Source organism: Streptomyces sp. NPDC005533 (genome assembly GCF_042871845.1).
GTDB lineage: Bacteria > Actinomycetota > Actinomycetes > Streptomycetales > Streptomycetaceae > Streptomyces.
The window spans coordinates 285136-309352 of record NZ_JBIAJH010000001.1 but is presented as its reverse complement, the minus strand read 5'-3'; the positions used below and the strand labels follow the sequence as shown (position 1 = coordinate 309352).

Genomic DNA, 24217 nt, shown 5'->3' with positions numbered 1-24217 from the left:
GCCGGTTTCCGGCGGCGCCGCTGGGTGTTTCGCGCCGATGACGAAGAGGTCGGGCGTGTTACGCGTCCATGAACTGTGCGGGTGGTGCGACCGGCCGCGGCGGTGACCCGGACGTCCTGGCTGGGGGAGCCTGATCGGGCTTCACGGGGTGACTGCCGCGGCCGGGGCCTGAGGGACGGCCGCCGGGGCCGTCAGACGGCCTCCGCGGCTTCGGGGAGCCGGGAGGCGAGATGGTCGGTGAGCCGGACCACCTCGGCTACGTCGCCGTACTCACGGGCGGCGCTGTCGACGGTCTTGCGCAGGCGCGTGTTCACTCGTTCGGACCGCACCTTTCCCGCCACGTCGAGGGCCCTGTCGACGAGGGCCGCGGCCTGCTCCGGCTCGCGCTGGAGCAGGTGGACGGTGGCCATGCCGATGAGGTTGAGGGCGTAGGAGCGCTGGTGCTCCTCGTCCTTCTCGAAGAGCTCGACGGCCCGCTCCATGACGGGCTCCGCGAGGGAGGCGTACATGGGGCTGCGCCCGGCCACGTAGGCCAGGTCCCGGTACGAGTGGGAGTTCTCGCCGTTCAGCTCGGCCTCGGAGAAGAAGCGGATCCAGTCGGGCTCGGGCTCGCCGCCGAAGGCCACGTCGGAGAAGGTGTCCTCGGCCATCCGCACGGCCCGCTTGCAGCGGCTGGGCTGGCCCATGTTGGCGTACGCGCGGGCCTCCATCGCATACAGCATGGCCTGGGTGCGCGGGCCGGCGCAGTCGCGGCTGCCGTACTGCGCGAGGTGGACGAGTTCGAGGGCGTCCTCGGGGCGGCCCAGGTGGATCATCTGGCGGCTCATGCCGGAGAGGATGTACGAGCCGAGCGGCTTGTCGCCGGACTCCTTGGCCGCGTGCAGGGCGAGCACGAAGTACTTCTGCGCGGTGGGGTGCAGCCCGATGTCGTAGCTCATCCAGCCGGCCAGTTCGGCCAGCTCGGCGGCGACCTTGAAGAGCCGCTTCATGACGGGCGCCGGGTGGTTCTCCTGGAGCAGGTCGGTGACCTCGTGGAGCTGGCCGACGACGGCCTTGCGGCGCAGCCCGCCCCCGCACTGGGCGTCCCACTGGCGGAACATCACGGTGGTGGCGTCGAGGAGGTCGAGTTCCGGTTCGGAGAGCCGGGGCGGGCGGTGGCCGCCGAGGGCCCCCGTCGGCCCCACCGTGCGCGGTCCCGGGTCGGCGGCCGGGACCGGTACGAGCCAGCGCTGCATGGGCTCGATCAGGGCGGGGCCGGCGGAGAGGGCGAGCGAGGTCCCGAGGAAGCCGCGGCGGGCCAGCATCAGGTCGCTGCGGGAGAACTCGCCGAGCAGTTCGACGGTCTGCGGGCCGGCCCAGGGCAGGTCGACCCCGGAGACGGAGGGGGTCTGGTGGGCGGTGCGCAGACCGAGCTGCTCGATGGCGACGACGGAGCCGAAGCGCTCGGAGAATAGCTCGGACAGGATGCGCGGGACGGGCTCGCGGGGCTGCTCGCCGTCCAGCCAGCGGCGCACCCGGGAGGTGTCCGTGCTGATGTGGTGGGCGCCCATCTGACGGGCCCGGCGGTTGACCTGCCGGGCGAGTTCGCCCTTGGACCAGCCGCTGCGGACGAACCACGAGGTCAGCTGGTCGTTGCGCGCAGCAGCGTCCTCGATCGTTCCGCTTGCGCCGTTGCCGCTCACTGGAACGCCCCCATCCGATCAGCCTCTTCCACACGAAACCCTGGCCGGGGCGCAGGGCGCCGCCACGGACCTTCACAGATCCCTCACACATTGCCTCCGGCATACCCACGGACGGGTCTGCCTTTGGGGTTCGTGTACCGAAAGTAATCCTACGATCACCCCTGCGGCGAGGTCGATTCCAGAAACGCCACCATTCGCCACCCCTTCGAATGAACTCGCCACCGGCCAGGCGCGATTCACTTGACACCGAGGTGAAACGGCTTGGTTGGACTGGAGTGCGCTCGGGGCGCGCGCGGCGAGGAGTGCGCCGGGCAGCCCTGCGGGCACCCCGCGGCGGACCGCGGTCTGCGGGTTCCGCCGACGTCGTCACCACCGGCGTCGTAACCACCGGCGCGTCCGACCCGTTGGAGGGGGCATGGGCATGGGCTTCACGATCGGCGGCGGCCGCGGCACCAGGGAGTTCCGTTCCGGCACCCGGCGCCGGGGCCGGACCTCGGAGTGCACGGCGGTGGCGGAGTACACCGGGCTGTGGGGCTGGGACGTGGTCCCCGGCGCCCGCGCCGCGGCACCCGCCCGCGACTGTTCCTGCGGCGACGCGGAGTGCGTCGCCCCCGGGGCGCATCCGCTCCCCTTCGCCCCCACGGTCAAGGCCGGGGCCACCCTGGACGAGGTCACCGAGGCCTGGGGGGACTACCCGGGCGCCGCGGTGCTGCTGCCCGTGGGCCGCGCCTTCGACGTCATCGAGGTCTGCGAGGAGGCCGGGCGGCGGGCGCTGGTGCGGCTGGAGCGGATGGGGCTGCCGCTCGGCCCGGTGATCGTGACCGCGGACGGGCGGGCGCAGTTCTTCGTGGCCCCGGGCGCGGCGGCCGAGCTGCCCCAGCTGCTGTACCGGATGGGCTGGGACGACGCCGACCTCGACCTGCGGGCCCTCGGCCCCGGGGCGTACGTGACCGCCCCGCCCTCGGACCGGGCCGGGCTCGGCCAGGTCGGCTGGCTGCGGCCGCCCGCCCTGGACTGCGCCGGGGGCCCGCCGCAGGCCCGGCTGCTGCTGGGCACCCTCGCCTACATCTGCCACCGCTCGCGCCGGTAGCCACGCCCACGCCCACCCCCCGCACGCGACGGTGCCCCCGCGTTCCGGACGGAACGCGGGGGCACCCGTAGTGCGCGGCGGCCGCGCTCAGTCGCCGATGAGGGCGTCGACGAACGCCTCCGGCTCGAAGGGGGCCAGGTCGTCCGGGCCCTCGCCGAGTCCGACGAGCTTGACCGGGACGCCCAGTTCGCGCTGGACGGCGATGACGATGCCGCCCTTGGCCGTGCCGTCGAGCTTGGTCAGCACGATGCCGGTGATGTCCACGACCTCGGCGAAGACGCGGGCCTGGGTCAGGCCGTTCTGCCCGGTGGTGGCGTCGAGGACCAGCAGGATCTCGTCCAGCGGGCCGTGCTTCTCGACGACGCGCTTGACCTTGCCGAGCTCGTCCATGAGGCCGGTCTTGGTGTGCAGGCGGCCGGCGGTGTCGATGAGCACCACGTCGGCGCCCTCGGCGATGCCCTCCTTGACCGCGTCGTAGGCGATCGAGGCCGGGTCGCCGCCCTCGGGGCCGCGTACGGTACGGGCGCCGACGCGGTCGCCCCAGGTCTGGAGCTGGTCGGCGGCGGCGGCGCGGAAGGTGTCGGCCGCGCCGAGCACCACGCTGCGGCCGTCGGCGACGAGCACCCGGGCGAGCTTGCCGGTGGTGGTGGTCTTGCCGGTGCCGTTGACGCCGACGACCATGATCACGCCGGGCGTGTCCTCGCCGCTCTCCGTCTTCACGACGCGGTCGAAGTCGGTGCCGACCAGGGTCAGCAGCTCCTCCTTGAGCAGGGCGCGCAGGTCCGCCGGGGTGCGGGTGCCGAGCACCTTGACCCGGTCGCGGAGCCGGTCGACGAGCTCCTGGGTGGGCACGACGCCGACGTCGGCGACGAGGAGGGTCTCCTCGATCTCCTCCCAGGTGTCCTCGTCGAGGTGCTCCCGCGAGAGCAGCGTGAGCAGCCCCTTGCCGAGGGAGTTCTGGGACCGGGCGAGGCGGGCGCGCAGCCGGACCAGGCGGCCGGCGGTGGGCTCGGGCACCTCGATCGCGGGCGCGGCCGGGACCTCGGGCTCGGCGGCCGGCGCCTCGACCGGGGCCTCGACCTCCGCGTGCGGGAGTCCGACCTCCTCGATCGTGCGGCGCGGCTCTTCCGCCGTCTCTACGGCGTCCTCCCCCACCTGCGGTTCGGCAGGCGGGGCAGTGATGGTCGGCGAGCTGGGCGGTGCCGGGGGCAGCTGCTTCTTCTTGCGGCTGCTGACCACGAGCCCGCTGATCGCGCCGACCGCGACCAGGGCGATGACTACAGCAAGGATGAGGATGTCCATAACCTCATCAGTATCGGCCACGGGCGGCCCGGAGCTCGGACCCCGGGCGTCACACCGGGACGTAAGGCTCCGTTTGTGCTCTTAGCGGCACATCCCCCATGATGGGCGACTTCCCCTCATCCCTCCCCCACGGAGCAGCCGCATGCCTGCCGAGCCCGCCGACGGCGCAACCGAAACCGCGATGGAGACCCGCGGGCTGGAGCCCGTCCCGGACGGCGAGCGCGGCGGCCGGGTCCGCGACCTCTTCCCCACCTGGGTCGCCGCCAACATCAGCGTGCTGCTGCTGACCATGGGCGCGGGTCTGGTGATCTTCAACAAGCTCAACATCTGGCAGGTGCTCGTCGTCGCGGTCGCCGCGCCGGTCGTCTCGTACGGGATGGTCGGCCTGATATCGATCGCCGGCAAGCGCGGCGGCGCTCCCGGCATGGCCCTCTCGCGGGCCGTGTTCGGGCAGCGCGGCAACCTCTTCCCCGGCTCCCTGATCTGGGTGGCGCGGTGGGGCTGGGAGACGATCAACGCGGTGAGCGGCGCCTACGCCGTGCTGACCGTGCTCGGCCTGCTCTTCGGGATCAAGAGCAACACCCCGCTCATCGTCGTCACCCTGGTGTTCTTCGTGGGCTGCACCTTCGTGGTCTCCGGCCTCGGCATCAAGGCGCTGCGCGTGTGCTCCACGTGGTCGACGTACCTCTTCGGCGCCTTCAGCGTGCTCGTCCTCGGCTACCTGCTCTTCACGACCGACTGGTCCGCCGTCCTCGGCAAGCCGGCCGGCTCCACCGCGATGATGATCGCGGGCATCGGCACCATCGCGGCCGGCGGCATCAGCTGGGTGCCCTCGGGTCCCGACTTCACCCGCTACCTGCCGCGCACCGCCTCCTCCAGGGGGCTGGTGGGCGCGACGATCGGCGGCGCCGGCGTCGTCGTCCTCCCGATGGTCCTCATGGGCGCGGTCATGGCCGTCGGCACTCCGGACCTGGCCACCGCCCAGGACCCGGTGTCCTTCATCGGCGAGCTGCTCCCGACCTGGATCGCGGTCCCGTACCTGCTCGTCGCGCTCGTCGGGATGCTGCTGATCAACTCGATGTCCATGTACTCGGCCGGCTTCACCGCGCAGACCCTCGGCATCAAGGTCCCGCGCGCGTGGGCGGTCAGCGTCAACGCGGCCATCAGCCTGGTCTTCGGCTTCCTGCTGATGGTGGTCGCGACGAGCTTCTTCGGCTCCTTCATCTCCTTCCTGACGCTGCTGGCCGTGGCCTTCTCGGCGTGGATCGGCGTCTTCGGCGTGGACATGCTGCGGCGCCGGACCTACGACGGGGCCGCGCTGCTGGACACCACGCGGACCAGCGCCTACTGGTACCGGGGCGGTTTCGCCTGGCAGGCCATGACCGCGTGGGCCCTGGCCCTGGTGGTCGGCCTGCTGTTCACCTCGGTGGACTGGCTCAGCGGGCCGCTCGCGACCACCTGGATCGGGCGCAACGGCCTGGGCTGGGTGGCCGGCATCGTGACCTCCGGCGTGCTGTACGCCGTCCTGCCGCGCACGGCTCCCGTGGCGCCCGGGCCCGACGCGGCCCCGGCGCAGGAGCCCGCGCTCGCCGGATCCCTGTCCAGCTGACGCCACGTCAGCTAACGTCCCCCTTCGCCCGCCCACCCACCTCCGGCGAAGGGGGACTCCTCCATGCCCATCACCGTGGCCCGGTTCAATCTCGTCGACCCGAACGGCACCCCCGAGTCCCTCTCCGCCCGCTACAAGGCGGCCCTGGAGATGGCCCGGTACGCGGACGACCGCGGGATCGACACCATCCAGACCGAGGAGCACCACGGCACGGACAACAACTGGCTGCCCTCCCCCTTCGCCTTCGCGGGCGCCGTCTTCGGCGCCACCCGCCGGATCGCCGTCACCGTCTCGGCGATCATCGGGCCGCTGTACGACCCGCTGAAGGTGGCCGAGGACATCGCCGTCCTGGACCTGCTGAGCGGTGGCCGCCTCGTGACGGTCGCGGGCATCGGCTACCGGCCCGAGGAGTACGAGCAGCACGGCGTGGAGTGGGGCCGGCGCGGCAGGCTCCAGGACGAGCTGCTGGAGACCCTGCTGAAGGCGTGGACCGGCGAGCCCTTCGAGTTCCGCGGCCGCACGGTGCGGGTCACCCCGACGCCGTTCACGCGGCCGCACCCGCTGCTGCTGGTCGGCGGCAGCTCCGAGGCGGCGGCCCGCCGCGCGGCCCGGCTGGGGCTGCCGTTCTTCCCCAGCGCGCACCTGCCGGAGCTGGAGGCGTACTACCACGCGAGGCTCGCGGAGTACGGCACGGAGGGCTTCTGCATGATGCCGGCGGCCGAGACCCCGCTGCTGCACATCGCGGAGGACCCGGACCGGGTCTGGGCGGAGCACGGCGAGCGCTTCCTGCACGAGGCCGGGATGTACGCCTCCTGGCAGTCCAAGGACATCCGCAGCGCCGTACGGTCGGCCGCGCGCTCGGTGGCGGAACTGCGCGCGGAGGGCGTGTACCGGGTCCTCACCCCCGACGAGGCCGTCGCGTACGCGCGGGGAGCGGGCGAGGCGGGGAACCTGGTCCTGCACCCGCTGTGCGGCGGGATGCCGCTGGACGAGGGCTGGCGCAGCCTGCACCTGCTGTGCGAACAGGTACTGCCCCGGCTCAGGGACTGAGCCGGGGCAGTATCGAGGAGAGGGGTGGTGGCGGGGATGGTTACCCCATCTCCTCCAGCGCCTTGCCCTTGGTCTCCGGCACCCACTTGAGGATGAACGGGATCGAGAGCAGGGCGAAGAACGTGTAGATCATGTACGCGCCGGACAGGTTCCAGTCCGAGAGCGTCGGGAACGTGACGGTGATGACCCAGTTGGCGATCCACTGGGCCGCGGCGGCGACACCGAGCGCCGCGGCCCGGATGCGGTTCGGGAACATCTCGCCGAGCAGCACCCAGACCACCACGCCCCAGGACAGGGCGAAGAAGAGCACGAAGGAGTGCGCCGCGATCAGCGCGACCGTGCCCTGGGTGTCGGGCATGGTGATGTCGTCGCCCGTGCCCTCCTTGAAGGAGAAGGCCCACGCGGCGAGGCCGAGGGAGATCGCCATGCCCGCGGAGCCGATCAGCGCCAGCGGCTTGCGGCCCAGCCGGTCGACCAGGACCATCGCGATCACCGTGCCGATGATGTTGATGATCGACGTGGTGAAGGAGTAGAAGAACGAGCTGGACGGATTGATGCCGACGGACTGCCACAGCGAGGAGCTGTAGTAGAAGATCACGTTGATGCCGACGAGCTGCTGGAAGACGGAGAGCCCGATGCCGATCCAGACGATGGGCAGGAAGCCGAAGCGTCCGCCGAGCAGGTCCTTGAAGGTGGACTTGTGCTCGGAGCGCATGGCCCGGTCGATCTCGGCGGCCCGCTCGTCGATGTCGATCTTCGATCCCTCGACCTCGCGCAGCACCTTCTTGGCCTGATCGGTGCGGCCGACGGAGATCAGGTAGCGGGGTGACTCCGGGATGACGAAGGACATCAGCCCGTAGACCACGGCGGGGACGACCATGATGCCGAGCATCCACTGCCAGGCCTCCAGGCCGGCGATCTCGCCGCGCTGGTCGCCGTCGGCGATGTTGAGGATGGCCCAGTTGACGAGCTGGGAGACGGCGATGCCGATGACGATGGCGGCCTGCTGGAAGGAGGCGAGACGGCCGCGGTAGGCGGCCGGGGAGACCTCGGCGATGTAGGCGGGGCCGATGACGGAGGCCATGCCGATGCCGAAGCCGCCGATGACGCGCCACATGGCCAGGTCCCACAGGGCGAACGGCAGGGCCGAACCGATGGCGCTCGCGGTGAAGAGGACCGCGGCGATCTGCATGCAGCGGATTCGGCCGATCCGGTCAGCGATGCGGCCGGCGGTGGCGGCGCCGAACGCGCAGCCGATCAGGGCGGCGGCGATCACCTGGGCGAGCGCCGCGGACCCGACGTCGAAGCGTTCGCGGATGGCGACGACCGCGCCGTTGATGACGGAGCTGTCGTAGCCGAAGAGGAAACCGCCCATCGCCGCGGCCGCGGCGATGAAGATGACGTGCCCGAGGTGGTCGGGGCGTGCCTCCCGGCCACTGCCGGACGCGGGTGCGTTCGCTGTGCTGGTCAAGGTGTGCTCCTGGGCCCGGCGCCGACGGCGGGCGGTGTGGGGGTGTACGTGTGTACGCGTGTTCCTCCAGTGGCGCACAGCAAACTGCTCACCACCACCTGAACGTCGGACACGGCAACCAGAGCTTATGGCTTCACTTTCTGAAGTCAATAGCCGAAGAAAAACCGTCAGGACTGAGTGAAGAGGGCCACAGCGTTCACTTCTCGAAGTAAGTGGGTCAGCGCAGTCGCTGGCTGATGACCTTGGAGACCCCGTCTCCCTGCATCGAGACGCCGTACAGGGCGTCCGCGACCTCCATGGTCCGCTTCTGATGCGTGATCACGATCAGCTGTGAGCTCTCCTGGAGCTCCTCCATGATCCGGATCAGCCGCTGCAGGTTGGTGTCGTCGAGCGCGGCCTCGACCTCGTCCATCACGTAGAACGGGCTGGGGCGCGCCTTGAAGATGGACACCAGCAGGGCCACGGCCGTCAGCGAGCGTTCGCCGCCGGAGAGCAGCGACAGCCGCTTGACCTTCTTGCCCGGCGGGCGGGCCTCGACGTCGACTCCGGTGGCCAGCATGTTGTCGGGGTCGGTCAGGACGAGCCGGCCCTCGCCGCCGGGGAACAGCCGCGAGAAGACCCCCTCGAACTCCCGGGCCGTGTCCCGGTAGGCCTCGGTGAACACCTGCTCGACGCGCTCGTCGACCTCCTTCACCACTTGAAGGAGGTCGGCTCGCGTCTTGCGGAGGTCCTCCAGCTGCTCGCTCAGGAACTGGTGGCGCTCCTCCAGCGCGGCGAACTCCTCCAGCGCGAGCGGGTTGACCTTGCCGAGCTGCTGGTAGGCGCGTTCGGCCGCCCTGAGCCGCTTCTCCTGCTGGGCGCGGACGAACGGGCCGGGCCGGTTGCGCGGGTGCTCCGGGTCCTCGGGCAGCTCCTCGCCCTCGGCGGGCGGGGACGGCGGCACCGGCTGGTCGGGGCCGTACTCGGCGAGGAGCCCGGCGGACTCCATGCCGAACTCCTCCAGCGCCCTGGCCTCCACCGCCTCGATGCGCAGCCGCTGCTCGGCGCCGAGCACCTCGCCGCGGTGGACGGAGTCGGTGAGCTTGTCGAGCTCCCCCTTCAGTTCCCGTCCGCGGTTGCGCGCCTCGCCGAGCTCCCGCTCGCGCAGGCCCTTCGCCCGTTCGGCCGCGACGCGCTCCTCGTCGGCCCGCAGCAGCGAGACCTCCACGTGCGCGAGGAGCTGCCGGGAGCCGTCGGCGACCGCCCGGGCCACTTCCGCCTCGTGCCGCAGCCGCGCCCGGCGCCGCTCGGCGCGGGCCCGGGCCTCGCGTTCCGCCCGGGCCGCGCGGTCCAGGGAGTCGGCCCGTCCGGCCAGCCCCTTGACCCGTTCCTCATGGGTCCGCAGCTGGAGCCGGGCCTCCATCTCGGTCTGCCGGGCGTTGGCCCCGTCGGCCGCGAGCCGCTCCCGGCGGGAGCTGTCCGGCTCCTCCTCCACCGGCAGTTCCTCGGCCGTCGCGAGCCTTTCCGCGCACTCCTCCACATCGGCGAGCGCCTGCTCCAGCGCGTCCTGGGCCTTGGCGGCCGCGGCGGCGCTGCGCTCGGCTTCGCCGGCGGCCCCCTTCGCCTGACCGGCGAGCCGCCCGAGCTGCTGCGCGACCCCGGCGCGGGCCTGCTCCGCGGCGCGGCGGCGCTCGGCGAGCTCCTCGACCAGGGCGGCCGCGTCCCGGCGCCGGGACTGGGCGGCCGCCTGGGCCCCGGCCAGGTCCGCGCAGCGCGCGTCCAGCGCGGTCAGCTCCGCCGCCGCCTCGTCGACGGCGGCCTGGACCTCGATCAGGCTGGGCGCCCCGGCGGAGCCGCCGTGCGCGAGGTGCGCGCCGAGCACGTCTCCGTCGAGGGTCACGGCCACCGCGTCGGGCCGCGCCGCGACGAGGGCCTCGGCGGCGTCGAGCGTGTCGACGACGACGTGGTCGCGGAGCACCCAGGCGGCCGCCCGCCGCGCCTCGTCGTCCCCGCCGACCAGCCGCTCCGCGGGAATCCCCTCGCCCGCCGGCCCCTCGCCGGGGCTCCGCCCCGCACCCCGCGCCTCAAACGCCGGCGAGGCTGGAGTGTGCGGCCCGCCGGACAGAGCCCCGTCCGGGGACGGGGCGGGGTGGGGGACTCCCCCGGCCGAAGCCTGCCCCGCCGGCGCCGGCTCCGCCGCCGCGGGCCGCTGTGCGCCCGCTGAGCCGCCCGGATCCTGGCCCGGTACGGCCGGCTCCGCCTGCGCGGGCCCGGCGCCGAGGGTCTGGCCCGGAACGCCAGGCGAACCCCCGAGACCGGCGGCCGGGCGCACGCCGGCCACGGGACCCGAAGGATCCCCGGCGCGGCCCAAGGCGGCCGACGGAACCGCAGCGTCGACGGCCGGGGCGGTCACGGCCGCCGGACACCCGCGGTCGACCGCCTGATCCGGCACGGCCGACGGAACCACAACATCAACAGGCTGACCCAAGGCAGCCGCCGGACCCGCAGCGTCGACGGCCCGGCCCGACACGACCGGCGGACACCCGCGGTCGACCGCCCGGTCCGGCACGGCCGACGGAACCACAACATCAACAGGCTGACCCAAGGCAGCCGCCGGACCCGCAGCGTCGACGGCCCGGCCCAAGGCAGCAGCCGGACCCGCACGGTCGACCGTCTGGTCCGGCACGGGCGACGGAACCACGGGGTCGACCGTCTGGTCCGGCACGGGCGACGGAACCGCGGGGTCGACGGCCTGGCCCGGCAGGGGCGGCGGGGCCGCGGGGTGGGCGGCGCCGGCGGGGAGCGCCGGGGATCCGGGCCGGAGGGGCGGGGTGATCAGGAGGGTGGCGCGGCCCGCGTCCGTGTCGCGGAGGTGGCGGATCGCCCCGGCCGCCGCACCCGGCGAGGACACCGCCAGCGCGTCCGCCGCCGAGCCCAGCGCAGCGGCCACGGCGGCTTCGTAGCCCGGCGTCACCGTCAGCCGCTCCGCCGCCGGCCCGAGCAGCCCGGCCAGCTTCTCGCGCGCCGCCAGCAGCGCCCCCGTACCGTCCTTGCGGCGCAGCCCCATCGCCAGCGCATCGCGCCGCGCCGACACCGCCGCCCGCGAGCGTTCCGCCCCCGACAGCGCGTCCCGCGCCGCGGACAGGTCGGCCTCGGCCGCCGCCAGCTCCGCCCGCGCGGCGTCGTGGTCCGCGTCCGCCGACGGCTCGTCGAGTCCGCCGACCTCTTCCGCCAGTGCCTCGTACTCCGCCTGCGCGGCGGCGGCCCGGGACTGGGCGCCGTCCCGGGCCGCGACGAGGCGGTCGATCTCCGCCTGCGCCGCCCCCGCGCGGGAGCGGGCCGCGCCGAGCCGTCCCGTCAGCCGGGCCAGCCCCTCGCGCCGGTCGGCGATGGCCCGCGCGGCGTCCCGCAGCCGCCGCTCCTCCTCGGCCAGTGCCCGCTCCAGCTCGGCCCGGTGCTCGGCCGTGTCCTCCAGCGCCCGCGCGGCCGCCTCCAGAGCCGCGGCCAGTTCCGCCTCCTGCTCGCGGATCCGAGCGGCCTCCCGCTCCAGGTCCTCCGGGTCGCGGCCCCTGCGCTCGTCCTCCACGGGGGCCGTCGCGCTCTTCACCCGCGCGTCCGCCAAGGACGCGGTGCCCCGGACCCGTTCGGCGAGCTGCGACAGCTCGTACCAGGTCTGCTGCGCCCGCTGCAGCCGCGGCGCGAGCTCCCGTACCGCCTCCTCCAGCTCGGCCTCGCGCCGCAGCGCGAGCGCCAGCTGGGCCTCGGCGGCCTCCTTGCGTTCCTTGAGCGCCGCCTCGTCCGCGATCTCCGCGTCCAGCGCCCGCCGCAGCATGACCAGGTCGTCGGCGAGCAGCCGCAGCCGCGCGTCGCGCAGGTCCGCCTGGATGACGGCGGCCCGCCGGGCGACCGCGGCCTGCCGTCCCAGGGGTTTGAGCTGCCGGCGCAGCTCGTCGTTGAGGTCCTGCACGCGCGCGAGGTTGGCCTGCATCGCGTCGAGCTTCCGCAGCGCCTTCTCCTTGCGCTTGCGGTGCTTCAGTACGCCCGCCGCCTCCTCGATGAAGGCGCGGCGGCCCATGGGGTCGGCGTGCAGGACGGAGTCCAGCTGGCCCTGGCCGACGATGACGTGCATCTCCCTGCCGATGCCGGAGTCGGAGAGCAGGTCCTGGATGTCGAGCAGGCGGCAGGTGTCGCCGTTGATCTGGTATTCGCTGCTGCCGCCGCGGAACATGATCCGGGTGATGGTGACTTCGGCGTAGTCGATGGGCAGCGCGCCGTCGGAGTTGTCGATCGTCAGGGACACCTCGGCGCGCCCGAGCGGCGGCCGGCCGGTGGTCCCGGCGAAGATGACGTCTTCCATCTTCCCGCCGCGCAGGGACTTGGCGCCCTGCTCCCCCATGACCCAGGACAGCGCGTCCACCACATTGGACTTGCCCGAGCCGTTCGGACCCACGACGCAGGTGATGCCGGGTTCGAAGCGCAGGGTGGTGGCGGAGGCGAAGGATTTGAAGCCGCGCAGGGTCAGGGACTTGAGGTGCACGCCGCCGGACTCTACCTTTCACGTTCGGTTTCACCCATGAAGGTGCAGGGCACCACTGACGCTAAAGGCATCACGCCCCCCACCTGGCCCCCTGGTCCGCGGCGCGGACGGGCACGGCGGCAGGGGTGGAGGGCCGAGGAAGCGGTCAAAGAAAGAAGGGACGCCGAAGCGTCCCTTGCAGATCTGACGGGGCTGGAGTCGAGCGACGAGTGAGCGCGGATCAGGTGAGCGCAGGCTCCGCCTGGGGTACGTCGATGTCGATGCGGTCCAGCAGCGAGTCTCCGTCGTGCTGAGCGGCGGCCGCGTTCAGCGCGTCATTTTCGGACTGAATCCGTACGAGCTCGGACTCAAGGTCCTGGACGCGCTGCTGAAGCCGTCGCATCTCGGCGAGGAGTCGCGGATCGGAACCGCCGACGTAACCGAGAAGCGCCTTTGCCATGATGGATGGTCCTCCACACTGAGTGACCGACCGAAGCGGTGTGGGTCGTGAGGGAATCGCACCCGCGGATGTCCGGCAGCGACTGACAGTCACTGCGCTTACTACTGCCAACACTGCCAAACAGCTCAGGTGCGCGGGGCTTCCAGCGTCTCACCAAAAAGTTTGACGGTCAACACGATCACACCCCGTATCGGTGGGCGTCCCGGCCCCGGCAGGGCACGTGGAGATCATCCTCATCTCCGAGCCTTCCACGGTTCGACCCCATCGGCAACGCGTCGGCGACGAATGCGCAGTTCCGACCGTGTGCGGACGATCAGAGGTGTGATCAGTGCATGATCAGCCGATCGGTCACCGCATTCCGAATCCGTCGTAGCCACCGCGCGGTGTGCCCCAGATCTCTGTCACTCCGTCCACCCGGCCGGGCGTGTCGGCGGAGCGCAGCCAGTCGAGCAGCCGGTGGCAATTCTCACGTTGACCTTCGGCGACCACCTGTACTCGCCCGTCGTCGAGGTTGAGCGCGAAGCCGACGACTCCGCCGATCTCCAAGGCGTTCTCCCTGGTGAACCAGCGGAAGCCCACTCCCTGCACACGGCCGCGCACCCAGGCGGTCAGACGGACATCTTCGTTCATGCGTGAACGCTAACCGGGCGATCACTTTCCGGACACATCGCCCCCTGGCCCCATGCCGTACAGTCGCGCAGCAATGAACTCACCCATTTGGGTGAGTAAGGGACGATCTTGATCCGGCAAGGAAGGCACGACAGCGATGGGACGCCACCGACTCAACGCCGCGCCGCGCAGCGGCGGCAACCGCGGCACCGTCCTGCGCACCAGCCTGCTGGCCGTCTCGGTGGCCGTGGCCCTCGGCACGGCGGCCGTCACCACCGGCGTGGTGCCGGTCGGCGCCTCCTTCCCCTATGTGGGCGTCAGCGGTACGGGTGCCGACGCCACCCCGGAAGCCAAGGCCAAGGCTTCGTCTCCTCCGGGCTCCGCGGCCGAGCAGCAGGGCGGCCTCGCCAGCCTGTCCGGCCGCGCCGGTACGGGCACCGCCTCCGCCGCCCCGTCCAAGAGCCCGTCGACCTCGCCTTCGCCGTCGGCCTCGCCGTCCCCCTCGGCCTCCCCCTCCGTCTCGGCCTCCCCGGCAGCCTCGCCGAGCGCCGCCGCGCCCGCCGCGCCCAGCGCCCCGCCTTCGGCCAAGCCCGCTCCCGCTACCAAGGCTCCGCAGAAGAAGCCGGTACCGGCGCCTTCGAAGCCGGCCCCGCAGCCCTCGAAGCCGGCCGTCCCCGCGACCCCGCCGGACCTGGACGGTCACTCCGCCGAGGAGGCCGCCGTGGTCGCCCTGGTGAACCAGGAGCGCGCGATGGCCGGGTGCGGTCCGGTGCGGGCCAATCCGCCGCTCGCGACGCTGGCCGGAGCCTTCAGCGAGGACATGGCCACCCGGGGCTTCTTCAGCCACGACGACCCCGACGGCAACAGCCCGTGGGACCGCGCCGCCAAGGCCGGCCTCTCCGGACTCGGCGGCGAGAACATCGCCCGCGGCCAGGGGGACGCCGAGGCCGTGATGAAGGCCTGGATGAACAGCCCGGACCACAAGGCGAACATCCTGAACTGCGAGTTCCGCACCCTGGGCGTCGGCGCCCACTTCGCCGCCGGCGGCCCCTGGTGGACCCAGGACTTCGGCTTCTAGCAGGCTCAGACGCCTACGGCGGCCAGGGCCGCGCGGCCCGCGACCACGATGCGGGTCTGCTCGGCGACGCGGCGGCCCAGGTGCTCGGCGGTCGCGATGTCGGCCTTGTGGACGGCGTCCGCGCCCTCGTCGGAGTTGCTCTGGGCGGCGGCGCCGGCGAAGACGCCGAGGCGGTTGAGGTCGTTCTCCGAGGCGGTGCTGCTGTTCCAGCCCGGCTTCAGGCCCAGGTTGACCCAGCTCATGCCGTGCTGGGCGGCGAGGATCTGGAAGAACTGCAGGGTGTGCAGCTTGTCGCCGCTCTTGGACGCGGAGTTCGTGAAGCCGGCGGCGACCTTGTCCTGCCAGGCGTCGCCGAACCAACGCTTCGAGGTGGCCTCCGCGAACACGTGGAAGGCGCCGGATGCGGTGCCCATGTAGGTCGGCGAGCCGAAGACGATCGCGTCGGACGCGTCGAGCAGCTCCCACTGCGCGTCGTCGATCTCGTCGACCTTGATCAGGTGGACGGTCGCGCCCGCGTCGGCGGCGCCGGTGCGCACCGCCTCGGCGATCACGGCGGTGTGGCCATAGCCCGAGTGGTAGGCGATCGAGACGACGGGGGTGTGCGCGATACCGGACAAGGTGCTCTCCCTCAGGAAACTCCCGCGGCCGCGCTGAGCGCGGTCCGGTGGGAGCAGGACTGTGACGACACCAAGAGAAGCACTAACTTTTGGAAAGCGCAACCCATTGGTTAGCGCTGTAGAGGAGTACGCTCTTCCTATGGAGACCCCTGTCCGAATCGAAGCCGCGGAGACCGAGCAACCGTTCGACGTCTTCGCGCGTGCCTGCCCGTCCCGCGAGACCCTCGAACACGTCACCGGCCGCTGGGGCAGCCTCACCGTGGGCGCCCTGCGCGAAGGCCCGTGCCGCTTCAACGAACTGCGCCGCCGGGTGGAGGGCGTCAGCGAGAAGATGCTCTCCCAGACCCTGCACGCACTGGAGCGCGACGGCATAGTCAACCGCGAGGCCCAGCCGACGAACCCGCCGCGCGTCGACTACGAGCTGACCCCGCTCGGCATGGAGGTCGCGGAGCGGCTGCTCTCGCTCATCCACTGCCTGGAGGGCAACATGCCCGCGGTGCTCTCCGCCCGCGAGGCCTACGACACCACGCGCGGCGGCTTCTGACAGCGCGGGCAGAAGTAGCTCGACCTGTTCATCCACGGCCGGCGCCGCATCGGGGTGCCGCAGCGCCGGCACGGCTCGTCCTCGCGCCCGTAGGCGTCGAGCGAACGGTCGAAGTAGCCCGACTCGCCGTTGACGTTGACGTACAGGCTGTCGAAGCTGGTGCCGCCGACCGCCAGGGCGGCGTTCATGACGTCCCGGACGTGGCCGAGGAGTTCGGCGCTCCGGGGGCGCGTGAGGTTGGCGGTGGGGCGCTCGTAGTGCAGCCTGGCGCGCCACAGCGCCTCGTCGGCGTAGATGTTGCCGACCCCGCTGATCAGGGACTGGTCCAGCAACGCCCGCTTGACGGTGGTCCGCTTGGCGCGCAGCGCGAGGTGGTACGCCCCCTCGTCGAAGAGCGGGTCCAGCGGGTCCCGGGCGATGTGCGCGATGACGTCCGGCAGCCCGTCGGCCGTGTTGTCGTGCAGCGAGAGCCCGCCGAAGGTCCGCTGGTCCACGAAGCGCAGCTCCGTGCCGGCGGCATCCGCGGCGGAGCCGCTGGGGGAATCGGTGAACCGCACGCGGATCCGCAGGTGCTTCTCGTCGGGGGCGTCCTGCGGCTGCACCAGCAGTTGCCCGCTCATCCCGAGGTGCCCGAGCACGGACAGGTCCCGCCCCTCCAGCGGCAGCCACAGGTACTTCCCGCGCCGCTGCGGCACTCCGACGGTCTCCCCGCGCAGCCGCTCCGCGAAGTCGGCCCCGCCGCCCGGGTGGCGGCGTACGGCCCGCGGGTGCAGGACCTCGACGGCCTCGATCGTCCGCCCGGCCACCCAGCGCTCGAGCCCCCGTCGCACGACTTCGACTTCGGGCAGCTCGGGCACGGTGCACCTCCGGGGACGCGGATCTGGACGCTCCCGGCGAGCGTACCGGCCCCCTGGAAACGGAATCGCCCGCCCCTGCGAGGCAGGGGCGGGCGGGTGCTTCCGGAAGGAAGGGTCAGGCGTCCGGCGCCGGATCGGCGGGCGTCGGCACCCCGCCGTCCTCGGCCACGGCCGGAGCCGGGACCTCGGCCGGAGCGGCGGCGGCCACGGCAGCCGCCGCGATCCGCTCGTCCGCCGCGGTGCGGATACCGCGCCAGGCGGACTCCGCGGCTTGCTGTTCCGCTTCCTTCTTGCTGCGGCCGGTGCCGGTGCCGTACGAGACACCACCGACGCGGGCGGCAGCAGTGAAGGTCTTCTCGTGGTCCGGACCGGTCTCGGTGACCAGGTATTCCGGTACGCCAAGACCTTCGGCCGCCGTGAGCTCCTGGAGACTGGTCTTCCAGTCCAGGCCGGCCCCGAGGTTCGAGGACTTCTCGATGAGCGGGTCGAAGAGCCGGTGAACCAGCTCCGAGGCCGCGTCGAGGCCCTGGTCGAGGTAGACCGCGCCGATCACCGCTTCAAGGGTGTCGGCGAGGATGGAGGCCTTGTCCCGGCCGCCCGTGCCCTCTTCGCCCCGGCCGAGCCGGATGAAGGAGCCGAGTTCGAGGCCGCGCCCGACCTCCGCCAGTGCGCGCGAGTTGACCACCGCGGCCCGAAGCTTGGCCAGCTGGCCTTCGGGAAGATCGGGGTGGGTCGTGTACAGCGTGTCCGTGACCACCAGGCCCAGCACGGAGTCCCCGAGGAACTCCAGGCGTTCGTTGGTGGGCAGACCGCCGTTCTCGTACGCGTACGAGCGGTGGGTCAGTGCACGCACCAGAAGGGCGGACTCGAGTTGATACCCGAGCCGCCCTTCCAGAAGCGTGTGGGACGAGGCCGCGTTGTTACTGTCTGCCTGCTTCTCAGCGTTGGACAGCTCAGACATTGCGCCTCTCACCAGCCGCTCAGACCTCGAGGACCTGGCGCTTGTTGTAGGTGCCGCAGCTCGGGCACGCAATGTGCTGGAGCTTCGGCTCCTGGCAACGCTCGCACGAAACCAGGGTGGGGACCGCAGCCTTCCACTGCGACCGGCGGTGGCGCGTGTTGCTGCGCGACATCTTCCGCTTCGGAACAGCCACGGCTACTTCTCCTGCTTCTCGGCGGCGCCCTGAACTCCGTCAGAGGCAGTGCCGCTCATGTTGTCCTTCTCGTCGTCCTGATCGGTCACGACGAGTCCTTGCAATGCCGCCCAACGGATGTCGACGGCGTCATGGTGGTGGTCCGGGTCGTCGTTCAGGCTGAGCCCGCAATCGGGGCACAGTCCGAGACAGTCCTCCCGGCACACCGGCTGCAGCGGCAGTGCGAGCACCACCACGTCGCGCAGCACGGGTTCGAGGTCGAACAAACCGTCCTCGAGGAAGAGCGTGTCCTCGTCGTCCTCGGCGTCGTCGGCCGGTTCCGCCTTGGAGCGGCTCCGGTCGTCGGCGTCAGGGTACGAGAACATCTCCTGGAAGTCCGCCTTGAGCTCGCGCTCGACGGACTCCAGACACCTTACGCACTCCCCCACGGCCGATGCACGGGCGGTGCCTGTGACAAGCACCCCTTCCATGACCGACTCCAGGCGGAGCTTGAGCTTCAGCGGGCTGCCTTCCGGCACCCAGATGACGCCGGCGAGACCGAGGTCCGCCGGTGCCGCGATCTCACGGGACAGCCGCTGCATGGCACCAGGACGCCGACCCAGCTCGTGCGTGTCGAACACGAGGGGGTTGCGGTGGTCGAGGCGGGTGTTCAGGGCCGTTCCTGCTTTCACAGATCGCTGAAGATCAAAGAATCTTGCATGTATGCCACACGTAAGGGCAGCACGGATCGCGGTGCATACGCGCGACCGAAGAGCCAGGATACCCGGCGCGGCGCCCAGTGCCCAATCCGGCCCTAGCGCCCCTGTTCGTACTGGCGCAGCTGGTCCAGGTTGATCATGCTCGTGTCGAACAGGCTGGTCTCGTCGAGCGAGGGCTGCTGCGCCTGCGGGGCCTGCTGGGCCTGCTGCTGGTACGCGGCGTAGGGGTCCGGCTGCTGCTGGTAGGCCGCGTAGGGGTCGGGCTGCTGCTGGTAGCCGCCGTACGGGTCCTGGTAGGAGTACGTGTCCTGCTGCTGGGCTGCGGGCTGCTGGTAGGAGTACGAGTCGTACACGGGCTCGGCCTGGGCCGGGATCGGCGCCTGCACGTGGGGCTGCTCCGGCTCCGCCAGGCCGGCCAGGAAGTCCGAGTCGCTCGCGGAGCGCGAGGCCTGGTCCCCCGCCGCGTCCTGGGCGGCCATGTGCACGCCCAGGTCGTCCGACGGGACCCGCCCCAGCAGCTTCTGGCGGCCGCGGCCCACCGCCTCCAGGGTCTTGGAGAGCACCGCCTCGAAGGTCGCCAGCTTGGTGTCCACGTACGCGTCCGCCTGCTGGCGCTGCGTCTCGGGATCGTGGCTGCGCTCGGGCGCCTCCGCGTCGGGATAGCCGTGCTCGTCCAGGCCCGGGCCGCGGCCCAGCAGCTTCTCCCGGCCGCGGTCCACCGAACCGATGGTCTTGGTCAGCACGACCTCGAAGTTGGCGAGCTTGCTGTCGACGTAGTCGTCGGCCTCGGCCCGGATCTCCTCGGCCTCGCGGCGGGCCTCGTCGAGGATCCGGTCCGCCTCGGCCTGGGAGCGCCGCGCGATCTCGGTGTCGGAGATCAGCGAGCCGCGCTGGTTGTGGGCGGCGTCGATGATCCGTTCCGCCTCCCGGCGGGCCTCCTCGACCATCTGCTCCCGGCCGCCGATGAGCTCCTGAGCCTGCGCGAGCGAGCCGGGGAGCGCCTGGCGCACCTCTTCGAGCTGGGCGAGCAGCTCGGCGCGGTTGATCACGCAGGAGGCCGACATGGGCATGGACCGGGCGCCGCCGACGGCCGCGACGATCTCGTCGAGCTTCTTCTGCACGTCCATGGGGGCTCGCACTCTCTCGGCCTCGGGCGGTTCCTGAGACGGACGGGACGACTGTAAGGCCACCGGGCGGGCGCCCGACACTGCCTGACGGATCGTCAGGTGGTCAGCGGTCGCGCAGCCGCTCCAGGAGGGCCGCGTGCACGTGCGCCGGCAGCAGGTGGGCGACGTCGCCGCCCCAGGTCGCGACCTCCTTGACCAGCGAGGAGGACAGGAAGCTGTAGGTGGGGATGGTCGGGACGAACAGCGTCTCGACGCCCGACAGGCCCATGTTCATCTGGGCCATCTGGAGCTCGTAGTCGAAGTCGCTGACCGCGCGCAGGCCCTTGACGATGGCCGGGATGTCGCGCTGCTTGCAGAAGTCGACGAGGAGGCCGTGGAAGGACTCGACCTGGATGTTGCCGTAGTCGGCGGTCGCCTCGCGGATCAGCTCGATCCGCTCCTCGACCGTGAACAGGCTCTGCTTCGACTTGTTGATCATCACGGCGACGTGCACGACGTCGTAGAGCCTGGAGGCGCGTCCGATGATGTCGAGGTGTCCGTTGTGGATGGGATCGAAGGACCCCGGACAGACGGCGCGGCGCAACTGAACTCCCTCGTTCATGAGTCTTCGCTGGTGAAGGCGGCGCGGCCGTACCACAGGGTGCCCTCGCCGTACTTGCGCGACCGGAGCGGCTCGAAGCCCTCGGGCCACGGGAAGGCACCGCTCCGGGTGCTGCGCTCCACGGTGACGAGCGCGTCGCCGGTGATCCAGCCATTGGACCGGAGTGTGAGGAGGATCTCCCGCAGGTCGGCGCTGTCCACGACGTACGGCGGGTCCAGGAAGACGATGTCGTACGGGTCCCCGGCGGCCTTGGCCGCCACGATCTGCTCGGCCTTGCCCGCACGGAACTCCGCACCGGGCAGGCCCAGCGTCCGGATGTTGTCCCGGATCGCCTTGGCGGCCTTGGCATCGGACTCGACGAGCAGGGTGTGGGCCGCGCCGCGGGAGAGCGATTCCAGGCCGACGGCGCCGGAGCCGGCGTACAGGTCGAGCACCCGCGCCCCCTCCACGCCGTGCAGCGACTCCCAGGTGGAGAAGAGGCCTTCGCGCATCCGGTCCGAGGTCGGGCGGGTGCCGGTGCCGGGGGGCACGGCCAGCCGTCGCCCGCCGGCGCTGCCGGCGATCACGCGGGTCATCTGGGGTCCTTCGGTACGGCGGTAGGGGGCGCCGCGGGGCTGCCGCGGCACTCCAACGATAGGTCGTGCGGCTCAGCCCTTCTCCAGGTACTGCTCGCGCTCGGTGTCGAGCAGCGCGTCCAGCGCGGTCCGCAGGCCCGGCAGCCGCTCCAGCGCGGGGTCTTCGGCGACGACGCGGGTGGCCTCCTCGCGGGCCTCGGCGATGACCTCCTCGTCCTCGATGACGGCGAGCATGCGCAGCGAGGAGCGCACGCCCGACTGGGCCTGTCCCAGCACGTCGCCCTCCCGGCGCTGCTCCAGGTCGATGCGGGAGAGCTCGAAGCCGTCGAGGGTGGCGGCGACGGCCGCCAGCCGGGCCCGTGCGGGGCTGGCCTCGTGCATCTCGCTGACCAGCAGGCACAGTCCGGGCGCGGAGCCGCGGCCGACGCGGCCGCGTAGCTGGTGGAGCTGGGAGACCCCGAACCGGTCCGCGTCCATGATCACCATGACGGTGGAGTTCGGGACGTTCACACCGACCTCGATGACCGTGGTCGCGACCAGCACCTTGACCTCGCCCGCGGCGAAGCGCCGCATGACGTCGTCCTTGTCGGCCGGGTCCATCCGGCCGTGCAGCACCTCCACGGACAGCCCGGCGAGCGGGCCCCGGGCGAGCTGCTCGGCGATCTCCAGCACGGCCAGCGGGGGCCGCTTGTCCCCGTCCTCCTCGGCCGCCTTCTTCTTCTTGGGCTCGTCCTCGCCGTCGCCGATGCGCGGGCACACCACATACGCCTGGTGGCCCTTCTCCACCTCCTCGCGGACCCGTTCCCAGGCCCGGGCGAGGAAGTGCGGCTTGTCCTTCGCGGGCACCACGTGGGTGGCGATCGGCGAGCGCCCGGCCGGCAGCTGGTCGAGGACGGAGGTCTCCAGGTCGCCGAAGACGGTCATGGCGACCGTGCGCGGGATCGGGGTCGCGGTCATCACCAGCAGGTGCGGGGGCTGCTTCCCCTTGGACCTGAGGGCGTCGCGCTGCTCGACGCCGAAGCGGTGCTGTTCGTCGACGACCACCAGCCCGAGGTCGTGGAACTGCACCTTGTCCTCGATCAGCGCGTGCGTGCCGATCACGACCCCCGCCTCGCCGGTGACCAGGTCCAGCAGGGCCTGCCGGCGCGCGGGCATCCCCATCGACCCGGTGAGGAGCACCACCTTGGTGCCCTGGTCGGAGCCGCCGAGCATGCCCCCTTCGGCGAGCTCGCCCATCATCTCGACGATGGACCGGTGGTGCTGCTGCGCGAGCACCTCGGTGGGCGCGAGCATGGCCGCCTGCCCGCCGCTGTCGACGACGGCGAGCATGGCCCGCAGCGCGACCATCGTGTTGTGCGTCACGGTGAAGTGGTCGGTCACGTAGGCGTGGCTCGGATGCTCGACCCTGATGCACTGGACCGGCTTGGGGCCCACGTACCGCACAGCCCGGATGCCGCGCCGGAAGGCGTCGGGCTCCGGCCCCGGCCGCACGCGTGCCGCCTTGCGCGGCAGCCGGAAGGGCTCGAACTCCCGGGGCAGCGCGACGGAGACGTGGAACGCCGCCTCCTCGGGCAGCACACGTGCCCGTCCGCCGAGGGAGCGCACGAGCCAGGCCACGTCCTGCGCCAGCCGGAGGGAAGCGGAGCGGAAGGAGGTGCTCGTTCCGTTCGGGTCCGGCGTCCCACCCGTGTCCATGAGCCCTTGTAGGACCGCCCAGCGGTCCTTGACGGGTGCGTTCTTGCAGACGTCGGGGACGAACCTGTCATCGCCGGCAGAGCCGGGCACGTGGGCCCTCTCGCCGTGCGGGGCGAGCGCCGCATCGACCGCGGCCTGGATCTCGTCGTCCGCGGCGGACGCTCCCAGGTCGTGCCGGAAGGAGCCGTCACCGATGAGCACGCCCGTCAGGTAGGGATCGAGCGGGGGCCGGTCACCGTTCCCGAGGTCCACGGGGGCGGCCACCGGCAGGTACCACTTGGCCGATCCGTCGGCCTGGTGGAGATCCGACCTGATCTCCCGTGTGGTCAGTACCTCGGGCTCCCGGCCGCGGTCCCATCCGCTGCTCGTCCCGACGATCCACAGGTGTTCGTCGTCGCACTCGACCTCGCTGCCGTCCGAGAGCACCACCCGCCAGACGTCGCGTTCCCCTTGGGGGAAGACACCCCCCACGAGGGCGGTCTCGCCGGACGGCACCACCACCTCGTCCCCCACCCGGATGTCTCCCATGGGCCGGAAACCCGTGGGCGTCAGCACCAGTGAGTCGAGGGGCTGGGCCTTGCCCGAGCCGACCTCGCCCTGGAGGAGGCGGTGCATGGGGTGGCTGGTGGCCAGGTCGTCGAAGATCTCCTTCGAGACGGTGCGCTGGCCGTCGGTGAGGGTGAAGGGGAGCTTGGCGTCGAAGGAGTCGAGGAGGCCGCCGGGTGCGGGGCGGCGGGGGACGGCCGGGAGCTGGGCGTCGGCGTGGCGGCGGCGGGCGAGGGCGACCTGGAGGACGAAGGCCTCGTCCCACTTCAGGCGCCGGCGGGCGTCCTCGATGTCGGCCTTGGTGGCGGGCCGGTGGATCTTCAGCAGGGCCTCGGTGAGCGGGACCAGCCCGCGGCCCTCGCGCAGGACGGGCGGCAGCGGGTCCACGGCCTCGCGGGCGCCGGGCAGCACCGCGTCCACGCATTTGGCGATCTTCCAGGACTCCATCTTCGCGCAGGCCGGGTAGATCGGGATGAGCTGACTCGCGAAGGCGGTGGCGGCGTCCCTGTCGGATGCGTCCGCGCCGAGCGGCTCGTACGCGGGGTGGGCGAGCTGGAGCTTGTGGTTGAACTTGGAGACCTTGCCGGCGAACATCGCGCGGCTGCCGGGCTGCAGGTCCTTGTGCGGCTTGTGGACGCCGGCGCCGAAGAAGACCAGCTGGAGGCGGCCGCTGCCGTCGGTGATGGTCACCTCCAGGCGCTTGCCGCGGCCTCCGTTGAAGGTGAGGATGCGGGCGTCGGCGACCTGGGCGACGACGGTCACGTGCTCGTCGATCTGGTCGGCGAGCTCGGCCAGCGAGGTCAGCTCACCGCGCTCGGCGTACCGCCGCGGGTAGTGGTGGAGCAGGTCCAGGGCCGTGTGCAGGCCGAGCTGCTCGGCCAGCACCTTGGCGGTGGCGGGTCCGAGCGTCTTCTTGAGGTCTTCGTCGAGCGCGGGCACGTCCTCCATTGCACACCA

The 24217-nt window shown here is 72.0% G+C and carries 20 protein-coding genes; 5 read left to right on the top strand and 15 right to left on the bottom strand.

From position 1 onward, the window contains the following. Nucleotides 1-191: 191 nt before the first annotated feature. Complete coding sequence (locus ACFYP3_RS01400) at nt 192-1682, bottom strand: hypothetical protein (RefSeq protein ID WP_388824895.1); 1491 nt, start codon at nt 1680-1682, stop codon at nt 192-194. 421 nt (nt 1683-2103) lie between these two features. Here ACFYP3_RS01400 and ACFYP3_RS01395 point away from each other — a divergent pair, with 421 nt between their 5' ends. Continuing rightward, nucleotides 2104-2772, top strand: coding sequence for a bifunctional DNA primase/polymerase (locus ACFYP3_RS01395; protein WP_388824892.1), 669 nt, complete (start codon nt 2104-2106; stop codon nt 2770-2772). Between the two features lie 87 nt (nt 2773-2859). On the opposite strand, the gene ftsY is transcribed toward ACFYP3_RS01395, so the two are convergent. Beyond that, nucleotides 2860-4074, bottom strand: coding sequence for a signal recognition particle-docking protein FtsY (gene ftsY, locus ACFYP3_RS01390; protein ID WP_388824889.1), 1215 nt, complete (start codon nt 4072-4074; stop codon nt 2860-2862). 142 nt (nt 4075-4216) lie between these two features. Between ftsY and ACFYP3_RS01385 the strand changes: the two genes are divergently transcribed. Beyond that, nucleotides 4217-5683, top strand: coding sequence for a cytosine permease (locus tag ACFYP3_RS01385; RefSeq protein WP_388824886.1), 1467 nt, complete (start codon nt 4217-4219; stop codon nt 5681-5683). Nucleotides 5684-5746: 63 nt separating this feature from the next. Further along, nucleotides 5747-6733: an LLM class flavin-dependent oxidoreductase gene (locus ACFYP3_RS01380; protein WP_388824883.1), complete on the top strand. Its 987-nt coding sequence runs from the start codon at nt 5747-5749 to the stop codon at nt 6731-6733. Nucleotides 6734-6773: 40 nt separating this feature from the next. Here ACFYP3_RS01380 and ACFYP3_RS01375 read toward each other — a convergent pair whose 3' ends face one another. The 4 genes from ACFYP3_RS01375 to ACFYP3_RS01360 form a co-directional block, all read right to left on the bottom strand. Next, on the bottom strand, nt 6774-8204 hold the full coding sequence (locus tag ACFYP3_RS01375; protein WP_388824880.1) for a sugar porter family MFS transporter: 1431 nt from the start codon (nt 8202-8204) through the stop codon (nt 6774-6776). Between the two features lie 217 nt (nt 8205-8421). After that, nucleotides 8422-12720 (bottom strand): AAA family ATPase, encoded by a 4299-nt coding sequence (locus ACFYP3_RS01370; protein WP_388824877.1) that lies wholly within the window; start codon nt 12718-12720, stop codon nt 8422-8424. A gap of 220 nt (nt 12721-12940) precedes the next feature. After that, nucleotides 12941-13159 (bottom strand): hypothetical protein, encoded by a 219-nt coding sequence (locus ACFYP3_RS01365; RefSeq protein ID WP_030708500.1) that lies wholly within the window; start codon nt 13157-13159, stop codon nt 12941-12943. Nucleotides 13160-13507: 348 nt separating this feature from the next. Further along, on the bottom strand, nt 13508-13789 hold the full coding sequence (locus ACFYP3_RS01360) for an acylphosphatase (RefSeq protein ID WP_030708499.1): 282 nt from the start codon (nt 13787-13789) through the stop codon (nt 13508-13510). 136 nt (nt 13790-13925) lie between these two features. Here ACFYP3_RS01360 and ACFYP3_RS01355 point away from each other — a divergent pair, with 136 nt between their 5' ends. Further along, nucleotides 13926-14846, top strand: coding sequence for a CAP domain-containing protein (locus ACFYP3_RS01355; protein ID WP_388824872.1), 921 nt, complete (start codon nt 13926-13928; stop codon nt 14844-14846). Nucleotides 14847-14851: 5 nt separating this feature from the next. Here ACFYP3_RS01355 and ACFYP3_RS01350 read toward each other — a convergent pair whose 3' ends face one another. Beyond that, nucleotides 14852-15463: a flavodoxin family protein gene (locus ACFYP3_RS01350; RefSeq protein WP_388824869.1), complete on the bottom strand. Its 612-nt coding sequence runs from the start codon at nt 15461-15463 to the stop codon at nt 14852-14854. Nucleotides 15464-15602: 139 nt separating this feature from the next. Between ACFYP3_RS01350 and ACFYP3_RS01345 the strand changes: the two genes are divergently transcribed. Next, nucleotides 15603-16007, top strand: coding sequence for a winged helix-turn-helix transcriptional regulator (locus ACFYP3_RS01345; protein ID WP_388824866.1), 405 nt, complete (start codon nt 15603-15605; stop codon nt 16005-16007). Here the strand turns inward: ACFYP3_RS01345 and mutM are convergent. The 8 genes from mutM to ACFYP3_RS01305 all read right to left on the bottom strand — a co-directional run bounded on the left by mutM (nt 15980) and on the right by ACFYP3_RS01305 (nt 24208). Next, on the bottom strand, nt 15980-16864 hold the full coding sequence (gene mutM, locus ACFYP3_RS01340) for a bifunctional DNA-formamidopyrimidine glycosylase/DNA-(apurinic or apyrimidinic site) lyase (protein WP_388824863.1): 885 nt from the start codon (nt 16862-16864) through the stop codon (nt 15980-15982). The genes ACFYP3_RS01345 and mutM overlap by 28 nt on opposite strands. Before the next feature lie 115 nt (nt 16865-16979). Further along, the gene (gene rnc / locus ACFYP3_RS01335) at nt 16980-17825 is read right to left on the bottom strand and encodes a ribonuclease III (RefSeq protein WP_030708490.1); all 846 of its coding nucleotides are present in this window, start codon (nt 17823-17825) and stop codon (nt 16980-16982) included. Between the two features lie 19 nt (nt 17826-17844). Beyond that, a complete protein-coding gene (gene rpmF / locus ACFYP3_RS01330) occupies nt 17845-18018 on the bottom strand; it encodes a 50S ribosomal protein L32 (RefSeq protein ID WP_003965982.1) in 174 nt (57 codons plus the stop codon). A 2-nt stretch (nt 18019-18020) separates the two neighbouring features. Beyond that, nucleotides 18021-18671: a DUF177 domain-containing protein gene (locus ACFYP3_RS01325; protein WP_351597467.1), complete on the bottom strand. Its 651-nt coding sequence runs from the start codon at nt 18669-18671 to the stop codon at nt 18021-18023. A 140-nt stretch (nt 18672-18811) separates the two neighbouring features. Next, the gene (locus ACFYP3_RS01320) at nt 18812-19843 is read right to left on the bottom strand and encodes a DivIVA domain-containing protein (RefSeq protein ID WP_388824860.1); all 1032 of its coding nucleotides are present in this window, start codon (nt 19841-19843) and stop codon (nt 18812-18814) included. A 103-nt stretch (nt 19844-19946) separates the two neighbouring features. Then, nucleotides 19947-20426, bottom strand: coding sequence for a pantetheine-phosphate adenylyltransferase (coaD, locus tag ACFYP3_RS01315; protein ID WP_388825231.1), 480 nt, complete (start codon nt 20424-20426; stop codon nt 19947-19949). Between the two features lie 14 nt (nt 20427-20440). After that, on the bottom strand, nt 20441-21019 hold the full coding sequence (gene rsmD, locus ACFYP3_RS01310; protein ID WP_388824858.1) for a 16S rRNA (guanine(966)-N(2))-methyltransferase RsmD: 579 nt from the start codon (nt 21017-21019) through the stop codon (nt 20441-20443). A 72-nt stretch (nt 21020-21091) separates the two neighbouring features. Beyond that, nucleotides 21092-24208 carry a helicase-related protein gene (locus ACFYP3_RS01305; RefSeq protein ID WP_388824855.1) on the bottom strand — a complete coding sequence of 1039 codons (3117 nt, stop codon included), beginning with the start codon at nt 24206-24208 and terminating at the stop codon, nt 21092-21094. Nucleotides 24209-24217: the final 9 nt, after the last annotated feature.